Origin of the sequence: Stenotrophomonas sp. S41, from assembly GCF_016624625.1 — a bacterium.
Taxonomy (GTDB): domain Bacteria; phylum Pseudomonadota; class Gammaproteobacteria; order Xanthomonadales; family Xanthomonadaceae; genus Stenotrophomonas.
This window is the reverse complement of sequence record NZ_JACVTV010000022.1, coordinates 1-15,142: the sequence shown is the minus strand read 5'-3', so window position 1 is coordinate 15,142 and position 15,142 is coordinate 1. Positions and strand designations below refer to the sequence as shown.

9 protein-coding genes are annotated in these 15,142 nt (G+C 68.2%); 3 read left to right on the top strand and 6 right to left on the bottom strand.

Going from position 1 to position 15,142, the window contains the following annotated elements; genetic code table 11:
• Nucleotides 1-79: 79 nt before the first annotated feature.
• From IAE56_RS07165 to IAE56_RS07155, 3 genes are all read left to right on the top strand, one after another.
• Nucleotides 80-5,632 (top strand): autotransporter domain-containing protein, encoded by a 5,553-nt coding sequence (locus IAE56_RS07165; protein ID WP_200752028.1) that lies wholly within the window; start codon nt 80-82, stop codon nt 5,630-5,632.
• A 167-nt stretch (nt 5,633-5,799) separates the two neighbouring features.
• Nucleotides 5,800-6,012 (top strand): hypothetical protein, encoded by a 213-nt coding sequence (locus IAE56_RS07160; RefSeq protein WP_200752027.1) that lies wholly within the window; start codon nt 5,800-5,802, stop codon nt 6,010-6,012.
• Nucleotides 6,009-6,284 carry a hypothetical protein gene (locus IAE56_RS07155; RefSeq protein WP_164073967.1) on the top strand — a complete coding sequence of 92 codons (276 nt, stop codon included), beginning with the start codon at nt 6,009-6,011 and terminating at the stop codon, nt 6,282-6,284. Before IAE56_RS07160 ends, IAE56_RS07155 begins: the two co-directional genes overlap by 4 nt.
• 130 nt (nt 6,285-6,414) lie before the next feature.
• Here the strand turns inward: IAE56_RS07155 and IAE56_RS07150 are convergent, their stop codons facing one another.
• From IAE56_RS07150 to IAE56_RS07125, 6 genes are all read right to left on the bottom strand, one after another.
• Nucleotides 6,415-6,843 carry a hypothetical protein gene (locus IAE56_RS07150; RefSeq protein ID WP_200752026.1) on the bottom strand — a complete coding sequence of 143 codons (429 nt, stop codon included), beginning with the start codon at nt 6,841-6,843 and terminating at the stop codon, nt 6,415-6,417.
• A 160-nt stretch (nt 6,844-7,003) separates the two neighbouring features.
• A complete protein-coding gene (lpdA, locus tag IAE56_RS07145; protein ID WP_079222428.1) occupies nt 7,004-8,440 on the bottom strand; it encodes a dihydrolipoyl dehydrogenase in 1,437 nt (478 codons plus the stop codon).
• Nucleotides 8,441-8,503: 63 nt separating this feature from the next.
• Complete coding sequence (gene sucB, locus IAE56_RS07140) at nt 8,504-9,706, bottom strand: dihydrolipoyllysine-residue succinyltransferase (protein WP_108769296.1); 1,203 nt, start codon at nt 9,704-9,706, stop codon at nt 8,504-8,506.
• Nucleotides 9,707-9,747: 41 nt separating this feature from the next.
• Entirely contained in the window at nt 9,748-12,579 is a 2,832-nt protein-coding gene (locus IAE56_RS07135; RefSeq protein ID WP_200752025.1) for a 2-oxoglutarate dehydrogenase E1 component, read from the bottom strand.
• Between the two features lie 186 nt (nt 12,580-12,765).
• The gene (locus IAE56_RS07130; protein WP_108769294.1) at nt 12,766-13,668 is read right to left on the bottom strand and encodes a GNAT family N-acetyltransferase; all 903 of its coding nucleotides are present in this window, start codon (nt 13,666-13,668) and stop codon (nt 12,766-12,768) included.
• 3 nt (nt 13,669-13,671) lie between these two features.
• Nucleotides 13,672-15,081: a cupin domain-containing protein gene (locus tag IAE56_RS07125; RefSeq protein WP_200752024.1), complete on the bottom strand. Its 1,410-nt coding sequence runs from the start codon at nt 15,079-15,081 to the stop codon at nt 13,672-13,674.
• Nucleotides 15,082-15,142 lie beyond the last annotated feature (61 nt).

Sequence of the window (15,142 nt, the reverse complement as noted above, 5' to 3'; positions counted from 1 at the left end):
TTCATTCATGGGGAACGGATCGATGTCGGCGGTAGCAGGGAAGAGTGGGGTAGGGCGCGCTGTCGTCTGGATGTGCGTGGTGCTGTTGCAGTTGCTGGCAGGTACGGGTGTTGCGCAGGCGGCGTCGGCGGCCTGCGAGGCCATCAAACTGATAGGGACCACGACCAACGAGACCCGGACGTTCGCACAGGGGGCCTTCCTGCCGGGCGAGTCGCTGACGGTCAGTTTCAGTGACAGCGGCGAGAACATCGGCAATCTGCCGACATCGGCCGACGCCATCATTTTCCGCAGCTCGAATTTCGCCCAGGTAGGCTACGACTACCGCAGCAATACCGGGTCAGCGGGAGCGCACACCGCAACGATTGCCAGCAGCTTCCTGGCGGCCAACGGCCTGTTCATGAGCATCAAGACCGGAAGGTACATCAGCCCGGTCCAGATCAACTGCATCTCCACCGCCACGCAACCGCTGCAGCTGGCTGCCCCTGCGATGCAGCAGTTCACCGTCGGCTCGCCGGTTGATGTCAACCTGACCGCCAGCGGCGGCACCCTGCCTTACAGCTTCGGCATCAACATTGGCACCTTGCCCGCCGGGCTTGTGCTTGAACCCTCGGGTCGCCTGCATGGCACGCCGCAGGTCGCGGGTACGTTCAGTGTCAGCGTGGAGGTCACCGATGCCGCGGCTGCCAGCGCGCACCAACCGCTGACAGGCAGCATCGCAGCCATCGCGCCCGATGCCCCCGGCCAGGTCGTGGCCGTCGCCGGCGATGGCGAGGCCGTGGTCAGCTTCACCGCACCGGCGCAGACCGGCGGCGCGCCCATTGTCGAGTACGCCGTTATGGCGTCCACGGGCGAGTGGGCGCTTGGCACGCAGTCGCCGATCACGGTGACCGGACTTGCCAATGGCATGCCCGTGCAGTTCCAGGTGATCGCCAACAACGGCAGCCAGGCCAGCCAGCCGTCGCTGGCAAGCGCCGCGGTCACGCCGATGACTGGGCAGACGATCCAGTTCGATGCGCCTGGTGACCGGCCGTTGGGTTCACTGCTGGCATTGCAGGCCACCGCGAGCAGCGGCCTGGCCGTCGAGTACGAGAGCCTGACTCCGCTGGTCTGCGCGCTGGAAAGTGCAGGCAACCTGCGCCTGTCCGCGCTCGGCATGTGCACGGTGCGCGCACTGCAGCCCGGCAACGCCGGCACACGCGCGGCGCAGCCGGTGGAGCGCAGTTTCAGCGTCGTGGCCGCCCAGGCGTCGGCGCCGACCCTGCTTCGCGTCCAACGCATCGGCGCGACCAGCGTCGATGTCTACTTCGATGCGCCCGCCAGTGATGGCGGCAGCAGCATCACCAGCTACGAAGTGCTGACACTGCCGACGCGCGCGGTGGTCACGGGTGGATCCAGTCCGGTGCGGGTGAACCGCCTGCGTGCCGGCGAGACCTACACCTTCGCCGTGCGTGCACGCACCGCGACGGGACCGGGGGCGTTCTCCGCCGGCTCCGACCCGGTGACGATGCCGGCCGTGCCGCGCGTGACCAGCCTGCTGCTACCGGCCGACGGCCGCTACCTGGCCGGTGCGAGCCTCGACTTCCTGCTGGTCCTGGACCAGCCGGTCACGGTGCAGGGCGTGCCCGCGCTGCAGCTGTCGATCGGCGGCCAGCAGGTGGCCGCGCGCTATCGCTCCGGCTCGGGCAGCAACCAGCTGGCTTTCAGCTACACCGTGGTGCCGGGCCAGTCCGACGAGGATGGCATCGGCATCGACGGCGTGCAGCTGGCCGGTGGCAGCATCCGCAGCAGCGATGACATCGATGCGGTGCTGACGCTGTCGGGCGTCGGCGCCACCGCCGGCATCCTGGTCGGCGCGCAGCCGGCCGGTGCACCGTCCATCACCGATGTGGTCGCAGGCGATGGCACGGCGACTCTGCAGTTCGCAGCGCCCGCGCAGGATGGCGGCAGCCCGGTGCTGGATTACCTGGTGACCGCGCAGCCGGGTGGCCTGCAGCAGCAGGCCACCGGTTCACCGGTGGCGTTCACCGGCCTGCGCAACGGCGTCGCCTACCGCTTCACGGTCACCGCGCGTACCGCGGCCGGGCTGGGCGTGGTGTCCACGGCATCGGCCGACGTGGTGCCGATGGCGCAGCAGCAGATCCAGTTCGACGCGCTCGATGCACAGCCGTTCGGCAGCACGCCGCAGGTGCGGGCCATTGCCAGCAGTGGCCTGCCGGTCGCGCTGTCCAGCAGCACGCCCCGGGTCTGCAGCGTCGCCGCCGATGGCCGGGTGACCCTGCTTGCGGCAGGCACCTGCAGCATTGATGCCGACCAGGCGGGTGACACCGCGACCCATGCCGCAGCACGCGTCAGCCGCTCGTTCGCGGTGCTCGCCGTTGTGCCGGGCGCGCCGCGCATCACCGCGGTCGTGCTTGCCGCGGGCAGCGTGGACGTGAGTTTCCAGGCGCCGGCGTTCGATGGCGGCAGCGCGGTCGACAGCTATCTGCTGCAGGCGTTGCCGGGTGGGCAGAGCGTGCGCGGCAGTGGCAGTCCGCTGCGCATCGACGGGCTGCCGGCCGGCATCGCGCATCGCTTCGTGGTCACCGCCTTCAATGCGGCGGGTGCCGGCGCGGCATCGCTGCCGTCCGACCCGCTCACCGTGCAGGGTGCACCGGCGGTGACCGCCGTGCAGGTGCCGTCGGTCGGCCGCTACCTCGCCGGCCAGGTGCTGGCCTTTGCGGTGCAGTTCGACCAGGCCCTGCAGGTGGGCGCTGCGCCGCAGCTGCTGCTGCGCATCGGCAGCCAGCGTCGGGTGGCCACGCTTTCGACGGTGGAGACGGATGCGCAGGGCAGCGTGCTGCGCTTCCAGTACACGCTGCAGGCCGACGACCGCGACGAAGATGGCATCGAGGTGGAATCGCTGCAGGCCGCCGCCGGCAGCCTGCGCAATGCACAGGGCACCGAAGCGCGTGCGGCACTGGCCAATGTGGGGGCGACCACGGGCGTACGCGTGGGCGCCGACCTGCCGTCGGCCGTCGCCAACGTGCGCGGCGTGGCCGGTGATGGACAGGTGCAGGTGTATTTCGATGCGGCGTCGGCCGGCAGTGGCGCCATCGTCGATTACACGGTGACCGCGCAGCCGGGTGGCATCAGCACAACCGGTACTAGCTCGCCGATCACCGTGCGTGGCCTGGCCAACGGCAGCGCTTACCGTTTCGTGGTGGTTGCACGCAGCGAGTACGGCAGCGGCGTGGCGTCGGCTGCCTCGGCAGCGGTGGTGCCGTTGCCGGATCTGGCCGTGGCCGATTCCAGCATCGCCGTGCCTTACGGGGCTGCCGCCGTCGTGCTGCCGCTGTCGGTCGCCGGTGTGGCCGAGCAGGTGCAGGTGGCCGTGGGCCCGCAGCATGGTCAGGTTGACGTGCAGGGCATGACGCTGCGTTACACGCCGGCCGCAGGCTATGCCGGCACCGACAGCATCACCTACACCGTCAGCGATGGCTTCCGCACGTCGGCGCCGGCCAGCATCACGATCACCATTGGCACGCCGACCGTGGTCCTGCAGTCCGCCGTGTTGCCGCAGGCCGTGGCCGGTACGGCGCTGGACGCGCAGCTGTCCAGCAGCGGTGGCGCAGCGCCTTACACCTACGCGATTGTTGGCGGCAGTCTGCCGACGGGCCTCAGCCTGGATCGCAGCGGGCACCTGGCGGGTACGCCGGTCGCGGCGGGTCGTTTCGAGATCGAGGTCGAGGCGACCGACAGCAGTTCCGGCACCGGTCCCTTCCGCGCGCGCCGCGCCTTCGTGCTGGACGTGGCGGCGCCGCAGATCGAGGAAGTGGAAGCGCCGCTGCCGCCGGCAACCCAGGCCGGCCCGGTCAGCCTGCGCCTGCAGGCGCGTGGCGGTACCGCGCCGTATGCGTTCCGCCTGATGTCGGGCGCGCTGCCGCCCGGCGTGCTGCTGTCCAGCGACGGCCAGCTGCAGGGCGTGGCCACCCTGGCCGGCGTGTTCGATTTCGACGTGGAAGTCAGCGATACCTACGGCTTCACCGGTGTGGCGCGCTATCAGCTGAAGATCGTGCAGGCCACGCAGGCGATCACCGGCTTCAGCGTGGACCCGGCAACGCCGGTCTACAGCGAGGGCGGCAGCTTCGAGGTCTCGGCACAGGGCGGCGCGTCGGGCCAGCCGCTGCGTTTCGGCAGCAGCAGCCCCGCGGTCTGCAGTGTCAGCGGCACCCGCGTCGCGATGCTGGCGGCGGGGCGTTGCGTGTTGACCGTGGACCAGGACGGCGATGCCAACCATGAAGCGGCGCCGCAGCTGCAAGGCATCGTCGAGATCGCGCTGGCCGTGCCGGTGCTGGCGTGGAGTGCCGACCTGCAGCGCCTGCTGGAACAGGGCAGCTTCGAGCTGCCGCTGCCGACCAGCGCCAGCCCCGGTGCCTTCGGCTTCCACAGCAGCGACACCGCGGTGGCCAGCATCGAGGGCCGCACCGTGCACGTGCACGGCGAAGGTCGTGCGGTGATCACTGCCGAACAGGCCGCTGCGGGCAGCTATGCCGCCGCCAGTGTCGAGCTGGTGCTGGTGGTGAACGTGCGCCCGGACCCGACCCGTGACCCGGGCGTGACCGGGCTGCTGCAGGCGCAGGTGGACGCCAGCGTGCGCTTCGCCAACGCGCAGCAGGCCAACATCCGCGAGCGCCTACGCCAGGTGCGTGCCGGCGGTAACGCGGACAGCAATACGTTGTCGGTGTCGACCGGCGCGCGTGGACCGGATGCGGCGTCGCTGCCGCTGGGCCAGGTGATGGATAACGAGCGTCCGCTGCTGCCCGCCGGCTGGGGCACCTGGGCCTCGGGTTCGGCCACCTATGGCCGGGGTGGGCCGACCGGGGCAGGGCGGTACGACCTGCGCAGCGACGGCCTGACCGTGGGCGTGGATCGTCGCCTCGGCGACAGCGCGCTGTGGGGCGTGGCCGGCAGTATCGGCCGCAACGACAGCGAGCAGGATGATGCGCGCACGCGTCTGCAGGCCGACCAGCGTTCGCTGGCGTTGTATGGCCTGTGGCGCGGCAACGAACACGTGTTCGTCGATGCGGTGCTGGCCACCGGCGACCTGCGCTTCGACCTGCAGCGCTGGAGTCGCGATGCCGGTGCGATCGCGGTGGCCCGTCGCGAGGGCTCGCAGTGGTTCGGTTCGCTGGCGCTGGGCTATGAGCAGGTGCTGTCGGGTATGCGCATGAGTGGCTACGCACGGGTGGATGGCAGCCGCAGCACGCTGGATGCCTACCGCGAGCATGGGCTGGGTGAACTGGATCTGGCCTACGGCCGCCATGTCATCGACAGCCGCGCGCTGGCGTTCGGCCTGGAAGGCAGCGCGGTCGAAACGGCCGAGGCGCGCCTGCGCCCGTTCTGGAGCATCGAGTACCGGCAGGCGCTGCAGGACCGCGGTGAGGCGACGTTGAACTACGCCGAGTGGGCGCGTCCGCAGGACTACCGCCTTGCGATGCGCAGCTACAACGACGATCTGCTGTCGCTGTCGGCCGGCGTGGACGTGTCCATCGCGCGCGGCTGGATCCTGTCGCTGCTGCTGGGCCATGAACAGGCCCGGGGCAGTGATCGTTCCAGCAGCGTCGGCCTGCGCCTGAGCAGCGGCAGCCGCTGAGGCCGCCAGCGCGGTAAAGCCTTCGGTGGCGCCGGGTCCTGCCCGGCGACCACCGCTGCACCGGGTTTCATCGCCCCCAGCCCGGTTTCGTCGCAATCCGTTTGCGGCGGCTGCGGGCGGGCGGCACGGTGGTCACAGGCGGCAGGGTGCCGCCCAAGGAGACCGTCATGAAGAGCCTGTTCGCGTTGGGCGTGTGGTGCCTGCTGTTCGTGCTGTGCTGGCCGTTGGCGCTGCTGGCGCTGGTTGCCTGGCCGTTCGTCTGGCTGCTGAGCCTGCCGTTCCGCCTTGTCGGCATCACGTTCTCCGCCGTGTTCGCCTTCCTGCGCGCGCTGTTCATGCTGCCCGCACGACTGCTGGGTGGCCGGGCGGTGACGGCATGAAGGCGCTGCTGACGGTTGCGCTGGCCGTGCTGGCGGGACCGGCACTGGCGCAGTCGCCGGCGCCCACCTCGGCGTGGCTGGAGCGCCAGCAGTCGGCCGCTGCCGATGAAGCGGATGCGGCCGGTGCCCGAGCTTCGAAAGCGCCCGCGGTGAAGGAGAACTGTCGCGTCGTGAAGCAATGGAAGGTGGGTGACACCGTGGTCAAGCACCGCGTGTGTGACGACGCGCCAAAGCCGGCGCTCGACGCTGCATCAGGCGGCCATCCCCGGTAGAGCCGAGCCCATGCTCGGCTGCATTGTGCAACGGCCAGCCGAGCACGGGCTCGGCTCTACAACAGGGCGACCATTTCCGATCGCAACGGCCAGCCGAGCATGGGCTCGGCTCTACAACGGCGCGGCCGGATCAGCGTGAACCCGTTGCCGGCGGCGCAGGCACGACCTGCTGCTGGCCATCGCTGTACATCATCATGATCTTCTCGCCGCGGTAGGGCAGCACGACCACCGGCCGCCACGGATCGTCCTTGGGCGAGGTGGCCTTGGCCGTGACAGTACAGCCGCTGTCCTTGATGCCGCAGCGGCGGATGGCGACCTGCAGGGTGCCATCGGTGGAGCGGTAGTCGACGCCGGGGGAGTGGAACAGGGTTTCGGCCGGCGTGCTGTAGCGGATTTTGATCTGGTTGGCGCCGAGCGGGCTAACTTCGACCGGCTGCACCGAGGCCCTGCGGTAATCGCCTTCCAGCGGTTCGGCTGCGAAGGCCAGCAGCGGAACCAGGGTTGCCATCAACATCACCGCAGCGGTGCGCGACGTGCGGGCGAGGGGAGTCGAGCGCATGGTCGTTCCTTCCTTGGTCAGATGCCCCGATCATTGAACCGCAGCATTGCAGGGTCAAGACACGCGGTGCTGTTGCAGCCAACAAAAAAACCCCGCCGAAGCGGGGTTTTTCGTTAGCAGGCGAGTGCCGACCAACGGTCGGCACCTACCGTGATGCAGATCAGTTCGCCTTGTGGATGGCGCGCTTGCTGACCGCCATCGCCGCGTCGTGGATCACTTCCGACAGCGACGGGTGGGCGTGGCAGATGCGGGCCAGGTCATCGGCCGAACCGCTGAACTCCATGGTCAGCACACCTTCGTGCACCAGCTCGGAGACGTTGGCGCCGACCAGGTGCATGCCGAGGATGCGATCGGTTTCGGCGTGGGCCAGGATCTTCACGAAGCCTGCCGGCTCGATCATCGCCACCGCGCGACCGTTGGCGGCGAACGGGAAGCTGCCGGCCTTGTACGGGATGCCTTCGGCCTTCAGCTGGGCTTCGGTCTTGCCGACCCATGCCAGTTCCGGCTCGGTGTAGATGACCCACGGGATGGTGTCGAAGTTGACGTGGCCCGGCAGGCCGGCGATCAGTTCGGCAACTGCGATGCCTTCCTCGAAGCCCTTGTGCGCCAGCATCGGGCCGCGCACGCAGTCACCGACCGCCCAGACGCCGTTGACGCCGGTGTGGCAGTGCGCGTCGACTTCGATCTGGCCACGCTCGTTGACCTTGACGCCGGTGCCTTCGGCCAGCAGGCCCTTGGTGGCGGCGCGACGGCCGACGGCCACCAGCAGCTTGTCCACGGTCAGGGTCTTCTCGCCTTCGCTGTCGGTGTAGGTGACAACGACTTCCTTCTTCTTGCCCTTGCCGGTGATCTCGGTCTTGGAGACCTTGGCGCCGAGGCGGATGTCCAGGCCCTGCTTCTTGAATTCCTTGGCAGCGGTCTTGGCCACTTCGGCGTCGGCCACGGCCAGGAACTCCGGCAGTGCTTCCAGGATGGTGACTTCAGCGCCCAGGCGCTTCCACACGCTGCCCAGTTCCAGGCCGATGACGCCGGCGCCGATCACGGCCAGGCGGTTCGGCACTTCGGTGAAGTCCAGGCCGCCGACGTTGTCGACGATGACGTCGCCGTCGAACTTGGCGAACGGCAGTTCGATCGAATCCGAACCGGCGGCGATGATGACGTTGGTGCCCTTCAGCTCGACTTCCGAGCCGTCGTGCTGCTTCACCTTGACCACGTTGCCCGGCTGCAGTTCACCGAAACCGTAGTAGGTGGCGACCTTGTTGGCCTTGAACAGCATGGCGATGCCGCCGGTGAACTGCTTGACGATCTTGTCCTTGCGGCCAACCATCGCTTCGACGTCGATCTTGGCATCCTTGAAGCTGATGCCGTGGTCGCCAAAGATGTGGCCCATGTTCCAGAACTGGCGCGAGGAATCCAGCAGCGCCTTGGACGGGATGCAGCCCACGCGCAGGCAGGTGCCGCCCAGGGCCGGCTTGCCGTCCTTGCCCAGCGCTGCGTCGATGCAGGCGGTCTTCAGGCCCAGCTGTGCCGCGCGGATGGCAGCGTGGTAACCGGCCGGGCCGGCACCGATGACGACGACGTCGAATTGTTCAGCCATTGAAATAGTCCTTGTTGCTATACCAGAACCCCTCCGCGCAGGCGCGGAGGGGCGGGAGGTCTCTTACAGGCCGAACAGCATGCGGCCCGGGTTTTCCAGCTGGTTCTTGATGTCCACCAGGAACTGCACCGAGTCCTTGCCATCGATGATGCGATGGTCGTAGGACAGGGCCAGGTACATCATCGGCGCGATCACGACCTGGCCGTTCTGGGCGATCGGACGCTCCTTGATGGCGTGCATGCCCAGGATGGCGCTCTGCGGCGGGTTGATGATCGGGGTCGACAGCAGCGAACCGAAGGTGCCGCCGTTGGTCACGGTGAAGGTGCCGCCCTGCAGTTCGTCAAGGCCCAGCTTGCCGTCACGCGCCTTCTTGGCGTAGTCGGCGATGGTCTTTTCGATGTCGGCGAACGACATGCGCTCGACGTTGCGCAGGACCGGGGTGACCAGGCCCTTCTCGGTGGACACGGCGATCGAGATGTCCGAGTAGCCGTGGTAGATGATGTCGTCGCCGTCGATCGAGGCGTTGACCAGCGGGAAGCGCTGCAGGGCATTGGCAGCGGCCTTCACGAAGAAGCTCATGAAGCCCAGCTTGATGCCGTGTGCCTTGACGAACTCGTCCTGCAGGTCCTTGCGCGCCGCCGACACCTTGGACAGGTCGACTTCGTTGAAGGTGGTCAGCATGGCGGTGGAGTTCTTCGACTCCATCAGGCGCTCGGCGATGCGCTTGCGGATGCGGGTCATCGGCACGCGTTCTTCCGGACGTGCGCCACCGGCCTTGCCGGCGCCGCCGTTGCGGGCGAAGTTGACGATGTCTTCCTTGGTGACCGCACCGCGGCGGCCGGTGCCGTCGACGTCGGACGGGTTCACGCCTTCGGTAATGGCGGTGAAGCGGGCGCCCGGCGGCAGCGCGTCGGCGGCCGACTTGGCGGCCGGGGCCGGAGCGGCGGCAGCGGCCGGAGCAGCAGCGGCCGGGGCAGCGGCAGCAGCCGGAGCAGCTTCAGCGGCCGGAGCCGGGGCAGCAGCCACGGCGCCTTCTTCGATGATCGCCACGACCTGGCTGGAGGTCACGGTGTCGCCTTCCTTGAACTTGATCTCCTTGATCACGCCGTCGACCGGCGACGGCACTTCCAGGACGACCTTGTCGGTTTCCAGGTCAAGCAGGTTTTCGTCGCGCTTGACGGCGTCGCCCACCTTCTTGTGCCAGGTGGCGATGGTGCCGTCGGCGACGGATTCGGGCAGTACCGGGGCTTTGACTTCGGTGGCCATTGCGGGAGCTTCCTGGTTTGTCTTCTAAATAGGGGGAGGAATTATTCAGCGAACGTGTCGTTGAACGGGTTGACCAGCGCATCGGCGACCAGCTGCTGCTGTTCGCGGACGTGGTCAGCCATGTGACCGGCAGCCGGCGAAGCCGAACGTGCGCGACCGGCGTAGTGCAGGTTCTGGCCATCGGCCAGGCAGAACTGCAGGTGGTGGCGGATCTGGTACCACGCACCCTGGTTCTGCGGTTCTTCCTGCGTCCACACCACGTCGGTGGCCTTGCCGTACTTCTTCAGTTCGGCAGCCAGCAGCGCACGCGGGAACGGGTACAGCTGTTCCACGCGGATGATCGCCACGTCGTCCTGGCCACGCTTGGTCTGGTCTTCCAGCAGGTCGTAGTAGACCTTGCCCGAACACAGCACCACGCGCTTGACCTTCTTGGCATCGGCATTGGCGTCGCCGATCAGGTGCTGGAACTCGCCGTTGGCCAGCTCGTCCAGGGTCGACACGGCCAGCTTGTGGCGCAGCAGCGACTTGGGCGACATCACCACCAGCGGCTTGCGGGTGGTCAGGTGCAGCTGGCGGCGCAGCATGTGGAAGGCCTGTGCCGGGGTGGACGGAACCACGACCAGCATGTTTTCCAGCGCGCACAGCTGCAGGAAGCGCTCCAGGCGCGCCGAGCTGTGTTCCGGACCCTGGCCTTCATAACCGTGCGGCAGCAGCAGGGTCAGGCCGGTGATACGGCCCCACTTCGCTTCGCCGGCGGCGATGAACTGGTCGATCACCACCTGGGCGCCGTTGGCGAAGTCGCCGAACTGGCCTTCCCAGATGCACAGGGTGTTGGGATCGGTGGTCGAGAAACCGTACTCGTAGGCCATCACGGCTTCTTCGCTCAGCAGCGAATCGATGATGGTGGCCTTCTCCGGCGAATCCACCAGCTGCCGCAGCGGCAGGTAGTAGTTGTCGGTCTTCTGGTCGTGCAGGATCGCGTGGCGGTGGGTGAAGGTGCCGCGGCCGACGTCCTGGCCGACCAGGCGCAGCGCATTGCCCTCGTCCAGCAGGGTGGCGTAGGCCAGATTCTCGGCAAAGCCCCAGTCGCCCGGGATCTCGCCGGCGGCCATCTTGCGGCGGTCGTCGTAGACCTTCGACACGCGCGAGTGCAGCTGCACTTCTTCCGGCACGGTGTTGATCAGCTTGGCCAGCTCGACCAGCTTGTCCTTGTCCACCTTGGTGGAGATCTCATCGGACAGCTTGCCTTCCAGCAGCTTCGGCCAATCGACGAACAGCGGGCTGGTCGGCGGGGTCTTCTCGACCTTGGCCAGTTCGGTGGTCACTTCGCCACCGTCCAGCTTGTCGCGGTACGCATCGACCATCGCCTTGCCGGCGCCGGCGGCGATCACGCCTGCCTTTTCCAGCTGCTCGGCGTACAACTCGCGGGTGGTCGGGTGCTTGCGGATCACCTGGTACATCAGCGGCTGGGTGATCGCCGGTTCGTCGGCCTCGTTGTGGCCCCAACGGCGGTAGCACATCAGGTCGATGACCACGTCCTTGGCGAACTTCTGGCGGAACTCGAAGGCCAGCTGCGCGGCGAACACGACCGCTTCCGGATCATCGCCGTTCACGTGCAGCACCGGAGCGGCGATCATCTTCGCCACGTCGGTGGCATAGCGCGTGGAACGCGTATCCAGCGGGTTGGAGGTGGTGAAGCCGACCTGGTTGTTGACCACGATGTGCACGGTGCCGCCGACGGCGAAGCCGCGGGCCTGCGACATCTGGAACAGCTCCATGACCACGCCCTGGCCGGAGAAGGCCGCGTCGCCGTGGATGAGGATCGGCATGACCTGCTTGCGGGCGGTGTCCTTGCGGCGCTCCTGGCGCGAACGCACGGAACCGGCAACGACCGGATCGGCGATTTCCAGGTGCGACGGGTTGAACGCCAGCGCCAGGTGCACCGGGCCACCGTCGGTGGCCACGTCGGCCGAGAAGCCCATGTGGTACTTCACGTCACCGGCCGAGGCGTGCTCGTCGTGCTCGAACTTGCCTTCGAACTCGTCGAACAGCTTGCGCGGGTTCTTGCCGAGGGTGTTGACCAGCACGTTCAGGCGGCCACGGTGGGCCATGCCGACGACCACGTCCTTGACGCCATCCTTGCCGGCGCTGCGGATGATGGTGTCCATCATCGGGATCAGCGAGTCGCCGCCTTCCAGCGAGAAGCGCTTCTGGCCGACGTACTTGGTGTGCAGGTAACGCTCGAGGCCTTCGGCGGCGGTCAGGCGCTCCAGCGTGCGGCGCTGGGTGTCAGCGTCCAGCTGGTAGTTGCCACCGGCCAGTTCCAGCTTCTTGTAGATCCACTGGCGCTGCTCGACTTCGGCGATGTGCATGAACTCTGCACCGATCGAGCCGGTGTAGGTCGCCTTCAGGCGCGCGAGCAGGTCGCGCAGCTTCATGCGCGGCTGGCCGCCGACGCCGCCGGTGCTGAACTCGCTGTTGAGATCGCCGTCGGACAGGCTGTGGAACGGCAGGCCCAGGTCCGGGGTGTTGACCGGCGTGGTCAGGCCCAGCGGGTCCAGGCGCGCATCGAGATGGCCGCGCGAGCGGTAGGCAGTGATCAGACGACCGACATTGCGCTCACGCTCGTCGCCTGCACCCGTGCCGGTGCCGGCTTTCAGCGCATCCTTGGCCGCGTCCGCGATGTGGGAGATGACGGCCGAGTGCGGAATGTCGCCTGCTTCGCGGCCCTTGAAGCCGTCGAAGTAGGTTTTCCATTTGGGATCGACACTATCCGGGGAGACCAGGTACTGCTCGTACAGGTCCTCGACATAGGAGGCGTTGCCGCCGGCGAGTTGCGAAGATTGCGCAAACTGCTTCAGTTGATTGTCCACGATGGAGGGTGCTGATTCGCTTTGTGGGGTATGGCTTCAGAAGGACCCTGCAGGAAAATGAATAGCCCTGCACGGGCGCGTTCAAACGGCCAAATTGTACCCCCATCCGGACACGAAGGGGCACCGCCAGCGGCATTGCGCGTCCCCTGGTGTCGCTCCCAGACAGGTTTGTCCGGGACAGCGCGCTCAGATGCCGAGCGCGCGCAGTTCGCTGCAATCGCGCGAACGGTCCCAGACACGCTGCAATTGCTGCTCGAACGGCTGCGAACGTGCCGGCAGCGAGATCCCGGCTTCGCCGTCCAGGCGATGGCCGATAAGACGAAAGTAGAAGTCGCCCGCGTCATTGACCAGACAGGCCGAGGCCAGCGCACGGTCGATCGGATCGCTGACCTCGCGGAACTGGATCACGCTGGGCAGGCGCTGGGCCAGGGCCAGCAGCGGTGCGCCGGCAGCCGCAATCGCGGCCGCATCGTGCACGATCACCCGCAGCTGCTTGTCGTGGCGGGCGGTCACGAAGCGGCGCAGGGCCGCCTGCACCGGCGGCGCATCGAGCAGGCCGGGGTCGAGCTGGCGGCTGTGCAGCCACAGCTGGCGACGGGCGCGGTGGATGATGGCCGTGGTGATGGCCACCGCCTCGGCGCGGCTGTCGATGGCGCTGGCCACGCCCAGCCGGCGGCGCATCTGCTGGTGGCCGATGCCGGCCTCCTCGAACACCTCGCCTTCGGGCAGGAAGCCCTGGCGGGCGTAGAAATCACGCGCCGGCAGCTGCGCGTGCAGGTGCACCTCGGCCAGGCCGAGCTGGCGGCCGGCCTGCACCAGCGCCTCCAGCAGGGCCTCGCCGACGCCCTGGTTGCGCAGGCTGGCCAGCACCGCCATGCGGCCGATGCGGCCATCGGGGGCCAGGCGGCCGGTGCCGACGGGCTGGCCGTCGGCGTCCAGGGCCAGCACGTGGGCACAGACCGGGTCCAGCGCATCACGCTCCAGTTCGGCGGCGATGCCCTGTTCCTGCACGAACACCCGCTGCCGCACGTCGTGGATGGCGACGTGGGCGTCGGCGTGGCTGACCTGCTGGACCCGGATCGTGGCCATGGCTCAGGCGCGACCGGCGTCGCTGTCGTCTTCGTCGTGGTCTTCGAAGTTGACGATGACCTCGATGCCGTCGTCGTGGACGGTCACGGTGTGCACGTCGTCGGAGACCACTTCGTCGTCGAGCTCGGCCACCTGGTCGTGGCCTTCGACCACTTCGCCCAGCACCGCGGCGTCCTCGCCTTCGTCCTCGTCCTCAAACACCTCGTTCGGGTCGATCAGCTGGAACACGCCACCGACCAGCAGCTGCTGCAGCACCGCGCGGCCCTTGTCGGACAGGCCACGGTAGGCCGCCGCGTCGAGCTGCTCGGCACCGGCCAGGCGCTGCGCGTCCTTCACCGGCAGGGCGAAATCCTGGCCGCTGACATAGAGGCTGGCGCCGCGCTTGGCCCGGCGCCAGGCCAGGCGCGCCCACGGGTGGCGCTGCAGCAGCAGGCCCGAGGCCAGGGCCTGGACCACTTCCTCCGGGGCCGGGGCGGCCTGGTGGGCCATCACTTCGCCCGCCGCGCGGTAGGTGGTGATGAAGCGGCCGAACCAGTCACCCAGCTTGTCCGGATCGTTCATGCGGATGGCGTTGAGCGCGGTGATCACCCGTGCCATCGCCACCGTATCGATTTCGTTCGGGTCGGCCGGCACCTTCAGGTCGGGGTCCTGGTAGCGGATGTTCTCATCGGCATCGGCGATGAGGGTGTCCAGGTAGTCGCTGATCAGCTCGGCCGAGGCCGGCGCGCGCATGCCGAAGGAGAAGGTCAGGCAGGGATCCTCGGCCACGCCGTGGTGCGGCACGTTCGGCGGCAGGTACAGCATGTCGCCCGGCGCCAGCACCCAGTCGTGGGTGGGCTTGAACACCTGCAGCAGCTTCAGTTCCACGTCCGGGCGGAAGCCCAGCGGCGGGCGCTTGCCCTTGATCGATTCGCTGGCGTCGATCTGCCAGCGGCGGTGGCCGTGGGCCTGCAGCAGGAACACGTCGTACTGGTCGACATGGGCACCGACCGAGCCACCGGTGGCGGCGAAGCTGATCATCACGTCATCCATGCGCCAGCGCGGCAGGAAGTTGAAGTATTCGATCAGCGCGCGCACGTCCGGGTCCCACTTGTCGACGTCCTGCACCAGCAGGGTCCAGTCGTGGTCGGGCAGGGCGGGGAACACGTCTTCCTGGAACGGGCCGCTGCGCACGCGCCAGCCGTCCTGGGCCTTGTCGTGCTGGATCAGGCGCGCCAGCACGCCTTCCTCGCAGGCCAGCCCGGCCAGGTCTTCCGGCTGCACCGGGGTCTGGAAATCGGGGAAGGCGTTGCGGATCAGCAGCGGGCGCTTCTGCCAGAAGTCGCGCAGGAAGGTGGCCGGGGCCATGCCCAGCGGCTTGCCGGGGCGGGCGGTGACTTCGATGAGGGGGGCGGTGGACTTGCGGGCGGCCATGGGGGATTCCTTGCAGCGGAAAGCGGGAGGGGCGGCGTGGCGGGCCGCCTGAGATCTCCAT

Bases quoted from the DNA above. Each gene is read 5' to 3' on its own strand.
- lpdA (WP_079222428.1), bottom strand. From the start codon at position 8,440: ATGGCTGAACAATTCGACGTCGTCGTCATCGGTGCCGGCCCGGCCGGT.
- IAE56_RS07150 (WP_200752026.1), bottom strand. From the start codon at position 6,843: ATGCGCTCGACTCCCCTCGCCCGCACGTCGCGCACCGCTGCGGTGATG.
- IAE56_RS07125 (WP_200752024.1), bottom strand. From the start codon at position 15,081: ATGGCCGCCCGCAAGTCCACCGCCCCCCTCATCGAAGTCACCGCCCGC.
- sucB (WP_108769296.1), bottom strand. From the start codon at position 9,706: ATGGCCACCGAAGTCAAAGCCCCGGTACTGCCCGAATCCGTCGCCGAC.
- IAE56_RS07160 (WP_200752027.1), top strand. From the start codon at position 5,800: ATGAAGAGCCTGTTCGCGTTGGGCGTGTGGTGCCTGCTGTTCGTGCTG.
- IAE56_RS07155 (WP_164073967.1), top strand. From the start codon at position 6,009: ATGAAGGCGCTGCTGACGGTTGCGCTGGCCGTGCTGGCGGGACCGGCA.
- IAE56_RS07130 (WP_108769294.1), bottom strand. From the start codon at position 13,668: ATGGCCACGATCCGGGTCCAGCAGGTCAGCCACGCCGACGCCCACGTC.